This is a genomic window from Streptomyces violaceorubidus, from assembly GCF_000717995.1.
GTDB lineage: Bacteria > Actinomycetota > Actinomycetes > Streptomycetales > Streptomycetaceae > Streptomyces > Streptomyces violaceorubidus.
This window is the reverse complement of sequence record NZ_JODM01000006.1, coordinates 310,098-324,148: the sequence shown is the minus strand read 5'-3', so window position 1 is coordinate 324,148 and position 14,051 is coordinate 310,098. Positions and strand designations below refer to the sequence as shown.

The following is a 14,051-nucleotide window of genomic DNA, read 5'->3' as shown; positions in this document are numbered from 1 at the left end:
GTCAGGCCGGTTCGTCGCCGGGCAGCTCGGCGAACTCGGCCAGGGCGTGCGCGAGCCACTGGGTCCAGAACGTCTCCAGGTCGATGCCGGCCCGCAGCACCAGGTGCCGCAGTCGGTCCTCGGCGCTGTCCCGGCCGGGCGGGAAGTCGCGCCGCTCGATCTCCTCGTACTCGGCCAACTGCCTCTCGTGCAGTTCCAGATGGCGTCGCAGGTCCGCCTCCACACCGGCGGTGCCGACCACCGCGGCGGCGCGCAGCCGCAGCAGCATCGTGTCCCGCAGGGGTTTGGGGTCCTGCGGGGTCGCGGTCCAGCGGGACAGTTCGGCGCGGCCCGCGGGCAGCACCTCGTAGGACTTCTTCTGCCCGCGGGCCGGCTGCCGGCCGGGCAGTGCGCGGATCAGGCCCTCGGCCTCCAGCTTCCCCAGCTCGCGATAGATCTGCTGGTGCGTCGCCGACCAGAAGTAGCCGATCGACCTGTCGAACCGGCGGGTCAGCTCCAGCCCCGACGACGGCTTTTCGACCAGGGCGGTGAGGATCGCGTGCGGGAGTGACATGCGCTCATCCTAGGGACGGGGCGCACACCGCACGCCCTCCCCTACAGCGCCGCCGCCAGCTCGGTGCCCTGCTTGACGGCCCGCTTGGCGTCCAGTTCGGCGGCCACGTCGGCGCCGCCGATGAGGTGCGCGCGGTGCCCGGCGGCGACCAGGTCGTCGTACAGGCCCCGGCTCGGTTCCTGTCCGGTGCACAGGACGACCGTGTCGACCTCCAGCACGGTGGACTCGTCGCCGACCGTGATGTGCAGCCCGGCGTCGTCGATCCGGTCGTAGCGCACGCCCGGGACCATGGTGACGCCGCGGTGCCTCAGCTCGGTGCGGTGGATCCAGCCGGTGGTCCTGCCGAGGCCGGCGCCGACCTTGGAGGTCTTGCGCTGGAGCAGGTGGACGGTGCGCGGCGGGGCGGGGCGTTCGGGCGCGGCGACGCCGCCGGGGGCGCGGTAGTCGGTGTCGACTCCCCAGAGCCGGAAGTACGTTTCCGGGTCCTCGTGCGCCTTGTCCCCGCCGTCGGTGAGGTACTCGGCGACGTCGAAGCCGATGCCGCCCGCACCGAGGATCGCGACCCGCTCCCCGACGGGGGCTCGGTCGCGCAGGACGTCGAGGTAGCCGACGACGGACGGATGGTCGACGCCGGGGATGTCCGGCGTGCGGGGGGTGACGCCGGTGGCGACGACGACCTCGTCGTGGCCGGTGAGGTCGCCGACGCCGACGCGGGTGTTCAGGCGTACGTCGACGCCGTGTGCCGCGAGCTGCGTGCGGAAGTAGCGCAGCGTCTCGTCGAACTCCTGCTTGCCGGGGACCTTGCGGGCGACGTTCAGCTGCCCGCCGATCTCGCTCGCGGCGTCGAACAGGGTGACCTCGTGGCCGCGTTCGGCGGCGCTCACCGCGCAGGCGAGTCCGGCCGGTCCGGCACCGACGACCGCGACGCGCTTGCGCCGCCGGGTCGGGGACAGGACCAGCTCGGTCTCGTGGCAGGCGCGCGGGTTGACCAGGCAGGAGGTGATCCTCCCGCTGAAGGTGTGGTCCAGGCAGGCCTGGTTGCAGCCGATGCAGGTGTTGATGGCCTCGGGGCGGCCTGCGGCGGCCTTGGCGACGAAGTCGGGGTCGGCGAGCATCGGACGGGCCATCGAGACCATGTCGGCGGTGCCCACGGCGAGCAGTGCCTCGGCGACCTCGGGGGTGTTGATGCGGTTGGTGGTGACGAGCGGGACGGACACCTCGCCCATCAGCCGCTTGGTGACCCAGGTGTAGGCGCCGCGGGGCACGGAGGTGGCGATGGTGGGGATGCGGGCCTCGTGCCAGCCGATGCCGGTGTTGATGAGGGTGGCTCCGGCGGCCTCGACGGCCTTGGCGAGGGTGATCACCTCGTCCAGGGTGGAGCCGCCGGGCACCAGGTCGAGCATGGACAGGCGGTAGATCAGGACGAAGTTTTCGCCGACCGCCTCGCGCACCCGGCGGACGATCTCGACGGGGAAGCGCGTGCGGTTCTCGTAGGAGCCGCCCCAGCGGTCGGTGCGGTGGTTGGTCCGCGCGGCGATGAACTCGTTGATCAGGTAGCCCTCGGAGCCCATGATCTCCACGCCGTCGTACCCGGCCTCGCGGGCCAGCAGGGCGGTGCGCACGTAGTCGTCGATCGTGCGCTCGACCTCGGCGTCGGTCAGCTCCCGCGGCACGTGCGGGCTGATCGGGGCCTGGAGCGCGCTCGGGGCGACCAGGTCGGCGTGGTAGGCGTAGCGCCCGAAGTGCAGGATCTGGAGGGCGATCCGGCCGCCCTCGCGGTGCACGGCGTCGGTGACGACCCGGTGCTGTGCCGCCTCCGCCTCGCAGCTGAGCTTGGCTCCGCCCTCGTACGGGCGGCCCTCGTCGTTGGGGGCGATGCCGCCGGTGACGATCAGGCCCACCCCACCGCGGGCCCGGGCGGCGTAGAAGGCGGCCATGCGCTCGAAGCCGCGCTCGGCCTCCTCCAGGCCGACGTGCATGGAGCCCATCAGGACCCGGTTGGGCAGCGTGGTGAAGCCCAGGTCGAGCGGGCTCAGCAGGTGCGGGTAACGGCTCATCGGGCCCTCCGTGCGCGGTGACGTGCCTCTGTTGTAGAGGACGGCCACCCCATTGTGCAACTAGTTGCACAATGGGGTGGCGCACACCTCACCGCACCCGGCGGGACCGGATCAGCGACTCTCCAGCCGCACGTGCAGCTCCCGCTCCTGGTCCCCGGAGGCCTGGCTCAGGTCGTGCACGGTGAACAGGGAGTCCAGGGTGGTCCTGAGCCTCTCGATCGCCCAGTAGCCGCCCTGCGCGTCGGCCTCCACGGACGCCCCGAGCCGGGCGGGGTCGCACCGGCCCCCGTGGGCGTCGGCCACGTCGAAGGTGCCGAGCCACACGGTCGGGCGCACCTCGTCGTACTCCCGGGTCACGTCGCCCGCGTGCCGGTCGGAGGAGAAGCACGCGCACAGGGTGTCGAACACGGTCCGGGCGTCCTCCTTGCTGCATCCGCTCAGCTCCACCGAGACGGACTCCGGATGCAGTCGCTCACCGTCCATCGTGATCGCTCCCTCTCGTGGTCCTCACCGATACCACCAGAAAAGCACCACCGGCGGCCCGGCGCGAAGGGGCCGGGTCAGCCCCGGGTGAACCGGTACGTCTTGCTGTCGGTGAGCACGCAGAAGCCGGGCGACACGACGATCACGCGCAGGGTGCCGGTACGCCGGTCGTAGTCGACGCCCTCCGCCTCGAAGTCCCCGGAGCAGCCGCTGCGCAGCGGGAGCTGACGCAGGGCGGTGACGTGTCCGGTGACGTCCGCGGTGCCGTTCGGCGTCGCGGACAGGTCGATCCTCAGCAGCGGCTTGGTGAGGCCGAAGAGCGCGCCCTCCGGATCGTCGGAGGAGCACAGCAGCGTCGTCGCGTCCAGGAAGTCGCAGCCCTGGACGTCGCGCACGGCGTGGTCCAGGCGGACGGTGGCCGCCTGCGGGAGGTTCGCCGAGGGCGAGGTGGCGGGGTTGACGCCGGGCGTCGGGAAGACCAGCAGCCGGTTCATGGTGCCCCACTCCCCCGCCAGCATCCATTGCCCGTCGGGCGAGACGGCGGACCACGAGTTGTTCAGCGCCTCCCCGGCGCTCAGCGTGTGCACGTACTCCGACCAGCTCCCGTCCGGCGCCTGCACGCGGAACATCTTCGTGTTCCCGTCGTCGCGCTGGTACGGCTCGACGTAGTGGCCGTCGTAGGAGGCGTCCGGGTCGCCGACGTGGTTCCAGCCACGGGTGCTGAGGCCGAGCGGGATGGTGCCGATCCCGGTGTAGCGGTTGGGGCTGCCCGCGGGAACCTCCACCGAGGCCAGGCCCTGGCTCTCGGTCAGCGGGTCGGCCCGGTCGGAGCCCACCTCGGTCCAGGTGTCGGCGGCCCGGGCCCTCGGCGCCGGGGCGTCCGCCGTCGCCGGGGCCGCGAGGCAGAGGGACAGGGTGAGGACGGCGAGACCGCTCAGGAGGGCGTGACAACGTTGCCGGGCGCGCAGCGGCATGAGGGCTCCTCGGTGGGGGGACGGCCGGGCGGAAGGGGCGGGCGTGAGGCACTCGGCGCACAGTCTGGACCGTCCACAGGGTCATGTACAGACCAACTCCGGACGCCCTTCGTGCGGCGTTCCCCGGCGCGCGGGGAGATGCTGGGAGGAGACGGCGGAGCCCGGACGGACCGGCCCGGTGCGCGAAGGAGCGCGGCGGGACGCGGAGGTCGGCGCGGAAGGGCGTGCCGCGTCGATCGGCGAAGGCGGGACGTGGGATGAGCGCAGCGGGGTCTGCCGGGTTCGAGGGCGAGCCGTCGCCGCACGGCCCGGTGCGGCCCAGCGGACTGCTCGACCTGCTGAACGTGGCCTCCATCGTGCTGGACACCGAGGGCCGGATCGTCCTGTGGAGCCCGCAGGCCGAGGAGCTGTTCGGCTACTCCGCGCCGGAGGCGCTGGGCCGGTACGCCGCCCGCGTCATGGTCCACGAACGCCATCTCGACCTGGTCGTCGAGATCTTCCAGGACGTCATGAAGAGCGGCCGCAGCTGGGCAGGCGCCTTCCCCGTCCGGCACAAGGACGGCAGCACCCGCCTGGTCGAGTTCCGCAACATGCGCCTGCTGGACGACCGCGGGGACGTCTACGCCCTCGGGCTCGCGGCCGACCGGTCCACGGTCCGCGGGCTGGAGCGGGACGTCGCCCTGTCCACGCGGGTGATCACGCAGTCCCCGATCGGTCTGGCCGTCCTGGACACCGGGTTGCGGTACGTCTCGGTCAACCCGGCCCTGGAGCGGCTCAACGGCATCCCCGCCGGGGAGCACGTCGGCCGGACGATCCGTGAGCTGCTGCCGCGGGTGGACGTCGGCCCGCTGGAGGAGGCGGCGCGCGAGGTGCTTCGGACCGGTCGGCCGGTCATCGACCGGCCCGCGACCGGGCGGACCCTCGCCGACCCGGACGAGGAACACGCCTGGTCGTACTCGCTGTACCGCCTGGAGGACGCCATGGGCGCCGTGCTGGGCGTGGCCGTCTCGGTGGTGGACGTCACCGAGCAGTACCGGGCGAGTGCCGAGGCGGAGGCCGCGCGGCGCCGGCTGGCCGCGGTGGCGGACGCGTCCGGCCGGATCGGCACCACGCTGCGACTGGACCGCACCGCGTACGAGCTGGCCGACGTGGCCGTGCCCGGCCTCGCCGACATCGCCGCCGTGGATTTGCTGGACGCCGTGGTCGAGGGCCGGCGCAGCACGCTGGGGCCGGCCGAACCCGCGGTGATCAGGGCGCTGGCGGTGCGCGCCGACGACGGCGCCGGGGACGCGTTGCGGGCGGCCGACCCGCCCGGCCGGGTCGCCCGGTACGGACCGGACCGCCTGGTCACCGAGTGTGTGCGCACCGGCCGGCCGGTGATGGTGCCGCGGCTGACGCGCGAGGACCTGGGACGTGCCGCCCGCTCGCCGGAGTCGGTCGAGCTGCTGCGCCGGGCGGGCGTCCACTCGTACCTGGCCGTGCCGCTGATCGCGCGGGGCGAGGTGCTCGGCGCCCTGGACCTGAAGCGGATCGCCAACCCCCTGCCGTTCGACGAGGACGACCTGCTGCTGGCCCGGGAGCTGGCCGCGCGGGCGGCGCTGCAGATCGACAACGCCCGCTGGTACCAGAACGCCCGCGACACCGCCCTCACCCTCCAGCGCAGCCTGCTGCCCAGCCACCCGCCGGTGACCGGCGGTCTGGAGGTCGCCTCCCGCTACCAGCCCGCCGGGGGCACCAGCGAGGTCGGCGGCGACTGGTTCGACGTGATCGAGCTGGCCGGCGGCAGGACCGCGCTGGTGGTGGGCGACGTGATGGGCAGCGGCATCGCGGCGGCGGCCTCCATGGGGCGCCTGCGCACCGCGACGAACACCCTGGCCGCCCTGGAACTGGACCCCGCGCAACTGCTTGGGCACCTGGAGCGGACCACCGCGGGCCTGGACCAGGCCATCGCCACCTGCCTCTACGCCTTCCACGACCCGCACGCCCGGCGGTGCCGCATCGCCAACGCCGGGCATCTGCCCCCGGTCCGCCTGCGGGCCGGCCGGCCGCCCGAGCTGCTCGACCTGCCCACCGGGGTGCCGCTCGGGGTGGGCGGCGTCGCCTTCTCCACCACCGAGGTCGGTCTGGAGCCGGGCGACCGGCTGGTCTTCTACACCGACGGCCTGGTCGAGACCCGCAGGCAGCCGCTGGACGAGCGGCTGGACGCGCTCCTCGCCCTGCTGGAGGGCCCCGACCGCCCGCTGGAGGAGGTCTGCGACCTGCTGCTGCGCACCCTGCACGAGCCGGAGAACTCCGACGACGTGGCCCTGCTGATCGCCCGGGCCACGCCGCCGGCACGACGGTACGGGGCGGGGGTCAGCCCCTGACGCCGATCACGACGTGGGCGTACAGCTCCTCGCAGACGGCGAGGCGGGTCCTCAGACCGGCCCGGGTGAGGGCGTCGACGGCCGCGGGGGCCTGGCGCTCGCTCGTCTCGGTCAGCAGGCAGCCGCCCGGGGCGAGCCAGTCGGGCGCCGCGGCCGCCACCCTGCGCAGCACGTCGAGGCCGTCGGCGCCGCCGTCGAGCGCGACCAGCGGTTCGTGGTCGCGGGCCTCGGCGGGCAGCAGGGCGACCTCGCCGGTGGGGACGTACGGCACGTTGGCCGCGAGGATGTCCACCCGGCCGCGGAGCGCGTCGGGCAGCGCGTCGAAGAGGTCACCGGCGTACACCCGGCCGCCCACGTCCGCGAGGTTGCCGCGGGCGCAGCGCACCGCGACCGGATCGACGTCGGCGGCGTGCACCTCGGGACGGTCGAGGGCCGCCGCCAGGGCCGCGCCGACGGCCCCGGACCCGCAGCACAGGTCCACGACGACCTGCGCGCGGGGCGCGTGGGCCAGGGCCTCGGAGACCAGGAACCCGGTCCGGCGGCGGGGCACGAAGACACCGGGGGCGACCGCGATGCGCAGACCGCGGAACTCGGCCCAGCCCAGCACGATTTCGAGGGGCAGGCCGCCGACGCGGCGGTCGACCAGCGCGGTGAGTTCCGCGGCGGTGCGGGCGGCGGTCAGCAGGAGCGCGGCCTCGTCCTCGGCGAAGACGCAGCCCGCTCCACGCAGCGCGGCCACGACGGCGTCACGCGAGGGGAGGGACGCCGAGAAGAGGGCCGAGGGGGCGGGAGAGGACGCGGGGGTGGGCGAAGCGGGGGAAGTGGGAGGCATGGGAGCCAAGAGCCTTTCGGGAACCGAAGGGCGCTCTCCCGGTCACTCGTTTCCGGTGACCGCACTGCCGTGAGGTGAGAGCACCCGGGCCGACACAGCGGTAATCGGTCTCACCTCCCAGTCGTCCGACGGCCGGGGCGGTCCGCGGCCGACGGTCACATTACCCCAATGATCAGACGCGGAGGGCCTGCCCCGAGTGGTCGGCCCGCGCGACCTCCTTGTCACAGTTGTACTGTGCAACCAGCAACGCGAGGAGGAACCGTGACGGCTGCCGCGACACCGGACGAGACGCCCGTCGCTCCCGGCGGACGCCCCGCGGACACGGCCCTGGAGACCATCCAGCGCGAGATGACGACCTTCGCCCGCCGGGCCCGCGCCTTGGCGGGACGCTTGCACCCGGAGCTGTCGCTGGTGTCGTACACGCTGCTCGGGCACCTGGAGGAGCGGGACGGCCGCCGGGCCACGGACCTGGCCGCCCACTACGCCCTGGACAAGTCGACCGTCAGCCGCCAGCTGTCCGCGTTGGAGCGGGCCGGGCTGATCGAGCGGCGCGTCGACCCGGACGACCACCGCGTGCAGGTCCTGCACCTGACGGAGTCCGGACGGCACGCCCTGGACCGGGTCACCGAGCGCCGCAGGACCGCCTTCCGGGAGCGGCTCGCCGACTGGCCCGAGGAGGACCTGCTCCGCTTCGCGGCGTACCTGGAGCGGTACAACGCGTGGCCGGTGGCGGGCCCGGACGGGGACCGGGACCGCGCGGTGCCCGGGGGCACGTACGGTTGACGGGTACGCACTGCTCACGCCGGCCGCGGGCACCCCGCCCGGGCGGCCCGAAAGGCTCCCCCGCATGAACACCACCCGAGGCTTCACCGGGCGCCCGCGCACCGCCCGGCCGGGACTGCCGCCCGGCCAGTACGACGCGGGCGACGACTGGCCCGTGCTGTCCGCCGAGGTCACTCCCGAGATCGCGCCCGCCGACTGGACCTTCCGCGTGGGCGGTCTGGTGGCCGAGCCCCGCACCTGGGACCTGGCACAGGCCCGCCTGCTGCCTGCGTCCGGGTACGCGGGCGACATCCACTGCGTCACCGGCTGGTCGAAGTTCGGGGTGCGGTTCGGGGGCGTGTCCCTGGACGCCTTCCTGGACGCGGCGGGTGCGCTGCCGTCGGCCACGCACGCTCTCGCCCACGCGCACACCGGCTACACCGCGAACCTGCCGCTGGCGGACCTCACCGGCGGACGGGCCTGGATCGTGTGGGAGTACGACGGGGAGCCGCTCGCTCCCGAGCACGGCGGTCCGGCCCGGCTGGTGGTGCCGCACCTGTACTTCTGGAAGAGCGTGAAGTGGATCGCGGGGCTCGAACTCCTCGACCACGACGAGCCGGGCTTCTGGGAGCACAACGGCTATCACGCGCGCGGCAATCCCTGGGAGGAGCAGCGGTACTCCGGTGACTGAGACAGCCACGCACCCGGCGGGTGCCTTCACTCCCCCCGCGCGGTTCGCCGTGCCCGGGCGCATCGAGGTGGACGGCCAGGTGGCCGGGGCCTGGCAGACGGCCACGCTCACCGAGATCCGCCGCGAGACCCCCCGCGCGTCCACCTTCCGCTTCGCCGTGCCCGGCTGGGCGGGCCATCTGCCCGGCCAGCACCTGATGCTGCGCCTCACCGCCGAGGACGGCTACCGGGCCCAGCGCCACTACTCGCTGGCGTCCGCCCCGGACGAGAGCGGACACATCGAGCTGACCCTCGACCGGGTGCCGGACGGGGAGGTGTCCGGCTGGTTCCACACGGTGGCGCGGCCCGGCGACGAGATCGAGGTGCGCGGCCCGCTCAGCGGCTTCTTCGCCTGGCCGGGCGACCGGCCCGCCCTGCTGCTCGGCGCCGGATCCGGCGTCGTACCCCTGATGTCGATGGTGCGGCACCACCGGGCGCGGGGCCTGACGGTGCCCCTGCGGCTGCTGGTGTCCGCGCGCGGCCCCGGGGAACTGATCTACGCCCGTGAGTTCGGCGCGGAGACGACGCCCGTGTTCACCCGCACCGCGCCGGCCGGGACCCCCGTGGGCCGGCTGACGTCCGCGCACCTGGCGCCGCTCCTGTCCGAGCCGCCCGCCGGCGGCTGGGAGGCCTACGTCTGCGGATCGAACGCCTTCGCGGAGCACGCCTCGCGGCTGCTGGTGGCGGCCGGCCAGCCGGTGGACCGGATCCGGATCGAACGCTTCGGCTGATCCCGCCCGGTTCGTGAGCGAGGCGCGCGGGACTGGGTACCAGTCCAGTGCGGGCACTCGCACACGCAGGCGCGACACGGAGGCGCGGCGGCCCCCGCGCTCGACGGCCGTCCGCCCGCCCCTCCGGTCGCGGTGATCGCGGGGAGGTCGACATGCGAACCCGGGTACGCGGCTGGCGCTGGCGGCGCAATCCGCTGCGGCGCCGGTCGGACGTCGTCGAGGCGTGGACCACGGTGGCCGTCGCCCTCCTGCTGTTCGTCGCCGCGCCGCTGCTCGGTGCCGCCACCGCGTGGTGGGGCTACGGACAGGCCCGGGCGATCGTCGCCGAGCAACGGGCCGAGCGGCACCACGTCCGCGCCACGGTGGCCGACCGGACCCCCGACACCCTGTCGACGGGACTGCTCGGCGGACAGCACTCCTACCGTGCGACCGTCCACTGGAAGACGGCCGACGGCACGGAGAAGAGCACCACGGCACGGGTACCGGTGGACACCCGGCAGGGTGACACCGTCGACGTGTGGCTGGACTCCGGGGGCAAGACCGTACCCCCGCCCTCGGACGGTGCCGAGATCTGGCAGCACAGCGCCACCATCGGCTCGTTCACCGCCATCGGAACGGCGCTCACGGTGCTGCTCACGCACCGCGGCGTGCGCGCGGTGGCCCTGCGCCGCCGCATGGCGGAGTGGGACCGCGACTGGGCGCTCACCGAGCCGCAGTGGACCCACCGCCGGGCCTGACGACCGGCCGCCCGCACGGTTGCGGAGCACGGCCGGACCTGGCGTTTCCTCGAACCGCTCACGTACCGTGTGATCACCCGTACGGACGCGTCTCCCGGCAAAGGCGGTTCTCGATGGCCCTGTTCGACCTTCCGCTCGACGAACTCCACGCCTACCGCAGCACGTCGGCCGAGCCCGAGGACTTCGACGCGTTCTGGAGCAAGACGCTCGCCGAGGCCCGGGAGCACGATCTGGACGCCCGCTTCGAACCGGTCGACACGGGGCTGTCCACGGTGCGGGTGTACGACGTGACGTTCGCGGGGTTCGGCGGTCACCCGGTCAAGGGCTGGCTGACCCTGCCGTCCGCGGCGACCGGGCCGCTGCCGCTGGTCGTGGAGTTCGTCGGGTACGGCGGAGGGCGCGGGCTGCCGCACGAGCACCTGCTGTGGGCCTCCACCGGCCGGGCCCACTTCGTGATGGACACCCGCGGCCAGGGCGGCGGCGGCGGGACAGCGGACCCCATAGGCGGCACCCCCGCGTATCCGGGCTTCATGACCCGCGGCCTGGACGCCCCGGAGCACTACTACTACCGCCGGGTCTTCACCGACGCCGTGCGCGCCGTCGAGGCGGCCCGCTCGCACCCGCTGACCGACCCGTCCCGCACGGTCGCCCTGGGCGGGAGCCAGGGCGGCGGCATCACGCTCGCGGTGGGCGGCCTGGTGCCGGACCTGGTCGCCGTCGCGCCGGACGTGCCGTTCCTGTGCGACTTCCCGCGCGCCACCACGCTCACCGACCGCCACCCCTACCGCGAGATCGGCCTGTACCTGAAGACGCACCGCGGCCGGACCGAGGACGCGCTGCGCACGCTGTCCTACTTCGACGGTGTGCACTTCGCGGCCCGGGGCCGGACGCCGGCCCTGTTCTCGGCCGCCCTGGAGGACCAGACCTGCCCACCGTCGACCGTTTTCGCGGCGTTCAACGCCTGGACGCACGAGGACAAGACGATCGAGGTGTACGACTTCAATGATCACGAGGGCGGCGGGCCGTACCAGGAGGCCGCCAAGCTGCGCTGGCTGGGCCGCTACGCCTGACGAGGTCCGTGGGTGCTGTTTCGGCCGAACCGGCGGACCGGTCTTCCCTGCTGGTTTAGACCAATGGTACCTCTGGTGGCGCACCGAGCCCGCACGGCTACCGTACGTCATCAACAGGAGGCGCGGCATGGCCCGCACCACCCCGCACGCCCTGTCCCCCGCCGACCCGTCGCCCGCCGACACCCGGCCGCCGCTGTACCGACGGGTGGCGGACCAACTGCTCGGCGAGTTGCGCGACGGAACCGCCCCGCCGGGTGGGCGGCTGCCCGGGGAGCGCCGACTGGCGGAGCACTTCGGAGTCAGCCGGGAGACCGTGCGGCAGGCCCTGGACGTGCTGCGCAACGACGGTCTGCTCACCACCGACCGGCGGGGCAGTCACGTCGCCCTGCCGGGGCCGTCGGCCGGGAGTCCGGCGCCGCTGGTCTTCCCGGTCGGCGCCCGGGCGGCGAAACCGCGCACCGGCGACCGCGCCACCGTCACCTGGGGGACGCCGCCGCCGGAGCACGCCGCGACGCTGGGGCTGGTGCCGGGACGGCCGACCCTGATGCACCACTACACGTCGGCGGTGGCCGGGGGCACCGGCCGCCGGACGGCCGTGACATCGTTTTCCGCCGTGGCGCTCGCCGAGGTCGAGGAACTGGCCCGCTATCGCGACCGCGCCGACGGGAGGGCCCGCGCGCAGCTGCGACGGGCCTACGACTGGATGCGCCGGGCCGGCCTGACGCTGCACCACCGGGACACCATCACGCTCCAGCCGGACACCGCGTCGGTCCGGGTCGTGCGGCGGGTGCACGACCAGTACGGGCGGCCCCTGGAGATCACCGACCTGCTGGTGGACACCGGGCAGGACGCCCTTGTCTACGAGTTCACCCTGCCGGCGGCCGGCTGACCCGGCGGCCGCGCGAGGCGCCGGGCCACGACCAGCCGGACCCGCGGGCTGCCGTCGGGGCGGCGTCCGAACTCCGGCAGGGCGTGCAGGTCCGCCCGGAAACCGGCCCCCGCCAGCGCGCGGCCCACGTCCCCGAGCCGGAACGTCCGGTAGTACATGACGAACGGCGGCCGCCACAGCGCGTTGCGCACCCGCATCGCCGCGTCGAAGCCGAGCAGCGTCCAGTACCCCGGGGAGCCGGGCCGTGGCGGGGCGGCGACGGGGAAGGCGAAGCAGCCGTCCGGCCGCAGCACGGAACGCACCTGGCCGAACAGGCCCGGCAGTTCGCGCGGCAGGAAGTGTCCGAACGCCCCGAAGCTCACCACGAGGTCGAAGGCGGGGCCGAACGGCAGGGCGCGGGCGTCCGCGCGCACCCAGGAGACCGCCGGCCCCGCGGGCACGGCGCGACGCCGCCGGGCGACCTCCAGCATCCCCGCGCTGAAGTCCACCCCGGTCACGCGCTCCCGGCACACCCGGGCCAGCACGTCCAGGCCCGCGCCGGTGCCGCAGCACAGGTCGAGCCCGGCGGTGAAGGGGCCCAGCGGTTCCAGCGCGCCGGCCACGGCGTCCAGCACCCGCTCCGGCGTGCGGTACGGGGTGTGGTCGAACTTCGGGGCGAGCAGGTCGTAGCCGCGCTCGACCGACGACAGTGCCTGGACGGCGAGTTCGCGCAGGGTGGGGCCTTCGGGGCTGAACATCCGGTCAGCCTAGGGGCTGTCCGGCGGGCCCCGCGGGAGTGCGGCGTCCGTCGAGCACGGTGAGCACGTGCTCGCACCAGCGGGCGTTCTCCCGCTCGAAGGCGATCCCGGCGGCCAGGGTGAGGTAGGGCCCGACCCGGTCGGCCTCCCGGAGGTGCTCCTGCTCGGTGCGGCCGTCCAGGAGGCGCTCGCGCACCCGCTCGTAGCGGGCGAGCTTGCCCAGCGCCCAGGCCCTGCGCTCCTCGACCAGCGCGCGGACCGCCGCCGGGTCGACGCCGTCCATGGCCTGCATCTTGATCAGGAACTCGTCCCGGACGGCGGTGGGCCGCCGGGTCGGCTCGGCGGCGAAGTCGCCCAGTTGCTCCCGGCCCGCTTCGGTGAGCGAGAACAGCCGCTTGGTGGGCCTGCGTTCCTGCGGCACGGTCCGGGCTTCGATGAGTCCGTCGCCCGCGAGGCGCTCCAGCTCCCGGTAGAGCTGCTGCGGCGTGGCGGGCCAGAAGTTGGCGAGCGACACGTCGAACACCTTGGACAGCTCGTAGCCCGAGGCCTCACCCTCCAGCAGGGCGGCCAGGACGGCGTACTTGAGAGACATGTCGACACGCTAGCAAGCGCGGACCACGACGACTACTCTACTTCACACCTATTCAAATAGTTCAGTAGCTTCTGTATGAAGGAGTGGCGATGCGGGCATTCCGCGCGGCGGTCGAGGCACACGACATGGACGCCGTCGAAGCACTGCTGGCCGACGACGTGGTGTTCTCCAGCCCCGTCGTCTTCAAGCCCTACCGCGGCAAGGCGATCACGGCGGCGATCCTGCGCGCCGTCGAGCGCGTCTTCGAGGACTTCCGCTACGAACGCGTCATCGACGGAGCGGACGGCCGCGACCACGCGCTGGTCTTCGCGGCGCGGGTGGGCGACCGCGAGATCAGCGGCTGCGACTTCCTGCACCTCGACGCGTCCGGCCGCATCGACGAACTGACGGTGATGGTGCGCCCGCTGTTGGGCGCGCAGGCCCTCCAGGCGGCCATGGCCGCGCAGTTCGAGCGGATCGCGGAGGAGGCCCGGGAGACTCGGGCGAGTTCGGCCGGCTGAGCCCGTCCGGCACATCGCGGAAGACGGAACAGCCCCCGC

General features: G+C 73.9%; 15 protein-coding genes. 8 read left to right on the top strand and 7 right to left on the bottom strand.

The features are described 5' to 3' along the window. Position 1: 1 nt before the first annotated feature. The 4 genes from IE94_RS0112230 to IE94_RS0112215 form a co-directional block, all read right to left on the bottom strand. Entirely contained in the window at positions 2 to 553 is a 552-nt protein-coding gene (locus tag IE94_RS0112230; protein ID WP_030182386.1) for a PadR family transcriptional regulator, read from the bottom strand. 41 nt (positions 554 to 594) lie between these two features. Then, positions 595 to 2,610, bottom strand: coding sequence for an NADPH-dependent 2,4-dienoyl-CoA reductase (locus tag IE94_RS0112225; RefSeq protein WP_030182384.1), 2,016 nt, complete (start codon positions 2,608 to 2,610; stop codon positions 595 to 597). Positions 2,611 to 2,721: 111 nt separating this feature from the next. After that, on the bottom strand, positions 2,722 to 3,093 hold the full coding sequence (locus tag IE94_RS0112220) for a hypothetical protein (protein WP_030182383.1): 372 nt from the start codon (positions 3,091 to 3,093) through the stop codon (positions 2,722 to 2,724). 77 nt (positions 3,094 to 3,170) lie between these two features. After that, a complete protein-coding gene (locus IE94_RS0112215; RefSeq protein ID WP_030182380.1) occupies positions 3,171 to 4,067 on the bottom strand; it encodes a hypothetical protein in 897 nt (298 codons plus the stop codon). 257 nt (positions 4,068 to 4,324) lie between these two features. Between IE94_RS0112215 and IE94_RS0112210 the strand changes: the two genes are divergently transcribed. Beyond that, positions 4,325 to 6,433 carry a SpoIIE family protein phosphatase gene (locus IE94_RS0112210; RefSeq protein WP_030182378.1) on the top strand — a complete coding sequence of 703 codons (2,109 nt, stop codon included), beginning with the start codon at positions 4,325 to 4,327 and terminating at the stop codon, positions 6,431 to 6,433. On the opposite strand, the gene IE94_RS0112205 is transcribed toward IE94_RS0112210, so the two are convergent. Then, a complete protein-coding gene (locus IE94_RS0112205) occupies positions 6,423 to 7,265 on the bottom strand; it encodes a putative protein N(5)-glutamine methyltransferase (protein WP_030182376.1) in 843 nt (280 codons plus the stop codon). The genes IE94_RS0112210 and IE94_RS0112205 overlap by 11 nt on opposite strands. A 261-nt stretch (positions 7,266 to 7,526) precedes the next feature. Here IE94_RS0112205 and IE94_RS0112200 point away from each other — a divergent pair, with 261 nt between their 5' ends. The 6 genes from IE94_RS0112200 to IE94_RS0112175 all read left to right on the top strand — a co-directional run bounded on the left by IE94_RS0112200 (position 7,527) and on the right by IE94_RS0112175 (position 12,183). Continuing rightward, positions 7,527 to 8,048, top strand: coding sequence for a MarR family winged helix-turn-helix transcriptional regulator (locus IE94_RS0112200; protein WP_030182372.1), 522 nt, complete (start codon positions 7,527 to 7,529; stop codon positions 8,046 to 8,048). A gap of 64 nt (positions 8,049 to 8,112) precedes the next feature. Beyond that, positions 8,113 to 8,718, top strand: a complete 606-nt coding sequence (locus tag IE94_RS0112195) for a sulfite oxidase-like oxidoreductase (protein WP_030182371.1) — start codon at positions 8,113 to 8,115, stop codon at positions 8,716 to 8,718. After that, complete coding sequence (locus IE94_RS0112190; RefSeq protein WP_030182368.1) at positions 8,711 to 9,487, top strand: ferredoxin reductase; 777 nt, start codon at positions 8,711 to 8,713, stop codon at positions 9,485 to 9,487. The genes IE94_RS0112195 and IE94_RS0112190 overlap by 8 nt, the downstream gene beginning before the upstream one ends. Positions 9,488 to 9,639: 152 nt before the next feature. Further along, positions 9,640 to 10,224 carry an Rv1733c family protein gene (locus IE94_RS0112185; RefSeq protein WP_030182364.1) on the top strand — a complete coding sequence of 195 codons (585 nt, stop codon included), beginning with the start codon at positions 9,640 to 9,642 and terminating at the stop codon, positions 10,222 to 10,224. 113 nt (positions 10,225 to 10,337) lie between these two features. Beyond that, on the top strand, positions 10,338 to 11,294 hold the full coding sequence (locus IE94_RS0112180) for an acetylxylan esterase (protein WP_030182361.1): 957 nt from the start codon (positions 10,338 to 10,340) through the stop codon (positions 11,292 to 11,294). A 127-nt stretch (positions 11,295 to 11,421) separates the two neighbouring features. Next, the gene (locus tag IE94_RS0112175; RefSeq protein ID WP_030182359.1) at positions 11,422 to 12,183 is read left to right on the top strand and encodes a GntR family transcriptional regulator; all 762 of its coding nucleotides are present in this window, start codon (positions 11,422 to 11,424) and stop codon (positions 12,181 to 12,183) included. Here the strand turns inward: IE94_RS0112175 and IE94_RS0112170 are convergent. Together IE94_RS0112170 and IE94_RS0112165 are read right to left on the bottom strand one after the other, a co-directional pair. Beyond that, a complete protein-coding gene (locus tag IE94_RS0112170) occupies positions 12,153 to 12,920 on the bottom strand; it encodes a class I SAM-dependent methyltransferase (protein ID WP_030182357.1) in 768 nt (255 codons plus the stop codon). The two genes, IE94_RS0112175 and IE94_RS0112170, sit on opposite strands and share 31 nt — an antisense overlap. 4 nt (positions 12,921 to 12,924) lie before the next feature. Then, entirely contained in the window at positions 12,925 to 13,512 is a 588-nt protein-coding gene (locus tag IE94_RS0112165) for a PadR family transcriptional regulator (protein ID WP_030182354.1), read from the bottom strand. An 89-nt stretch (positions 13,513 to 13,601) separates the two neighbouring features. Here IE94_RS0112165 and IE94_RS0112160 point away from each other — a divergent pair, with 89 nt between their 5' ends. Next, positions 13,602 to 14,012 (top strand): nuclear transport factor 2 family protein, encoded by a 411-nt coding sequence (locus IE94_RS0112160; RefSeq protein ID WP_030182351.1) that lies wholly within the window; start codon positions 13,602 to 13,604, stop codon positions 14,010 to 14,012. The last annotated feature ends 39 nt before the right edge of the window (positions 14,013 to 14,051 follow it).

What these genes read in the sequence shown, in the direction of transcription:
- IE94_RS0112160 (WP_030182351.1), top strand. Translation starts at nt 13,602, where the DNA reads ATGCGGGCATTCCGCGCGGCGGTCGAGGCACACGACATGGACGCCGTC.
- IE94_RS0112225 (WP_030182384.1), bottom strand. Translation starts at nt 2,610, where the DNA reads ATGAGCCGTTACCCGCACCTGCTGAGCCCGCTCGACCTGGGCTTCACC.
- IE94_RS0112195 (WP_030182371.1), top strand. Translation starts at nt 8,113, where the DNA reads ATGAACACCACCCGAGGCTTCACCGGGCGCCCGCGCACCGCCCGGCCG.
- IE94_RS0112175 (WP_030182359.1), top strand. Translation starts at nt 11,422, where the DNA reads ATGGCCCGCACCACCCCGCACGCCCTGTCCCCCGCCGACCCGTCGCCC.
- IE94_RS0112210 (WP_030182378.1), top strand. Translation starts at nt 4,325, where the DNA reads ATGAGCGCAGCGGGGTCTGCCGGGTTCGAGGGCGAGCCGTCGCCGCAC.
- IE94_RS0112180 (WP_030182361.1), top strand. Translation starts at nt 10,338, where the DNA reads ATGGCCCTGTTCGACCTTCCGCTCGACGAACTCCACGCCTACCGCAGC.
- IE94_RS0112170 (WP_030182357.1), bottom strand. Translation starts at nt 12,920, where the DNA reads ATGTTCAGCCCCGAAGGCCCCACCCTGCGCGAACTCGCCGTCCAGGCA.
- IE94_RS0112230 (WP_030182386.1), bottom strand. Translation starts at nt 553, where the DNA reads ATGTCACTCCCGCACGCGATCCTCACCGCCCTGGTCGAAAAGCCGTCG.
- IE94_RS0112215 (WP_030182380.1), bottom strand. Translation starts at nt 4,067, where the DNA reads ATGCCGCTGCGCGCCCGGCAACGTTGTCACGCCCTCCTGAGCGGTCTC.
- IE94_RS0112185 (WP_030182364.1), top strand. Translation starts at nt 9,640, where the DNA reads ATGCGAACCCGGGTACGCGGCTGGCGCTGGCGGCGCAATCCGCTGCGG.
- IE94_RS0112165 (WP_030182354.1), bottom strand. Translation starts at nt 13,512, where the DNA reads ATGTCTCTCAAGTACGCCGTCCTGGCCGCCCTGCTGGAGGGTGAGGCC.
- IE94_RS0112205 (WP_030182376.1), bottom strand. Translation starts at nt 7,265, where the DNA reads ATGCCTCCCACTTCCCCCGCTTCGCCCACCCCCGCGTCCTCTCCCGCC.
- IE94_RS0112220 (WP_030182383.1), bottom strand. Translation starts at nt 3,093, where the DNA reads ATGGACGGTGAGCGACTGCATCCGGAGTCCGTCTCGGTGGAGCTGAGC.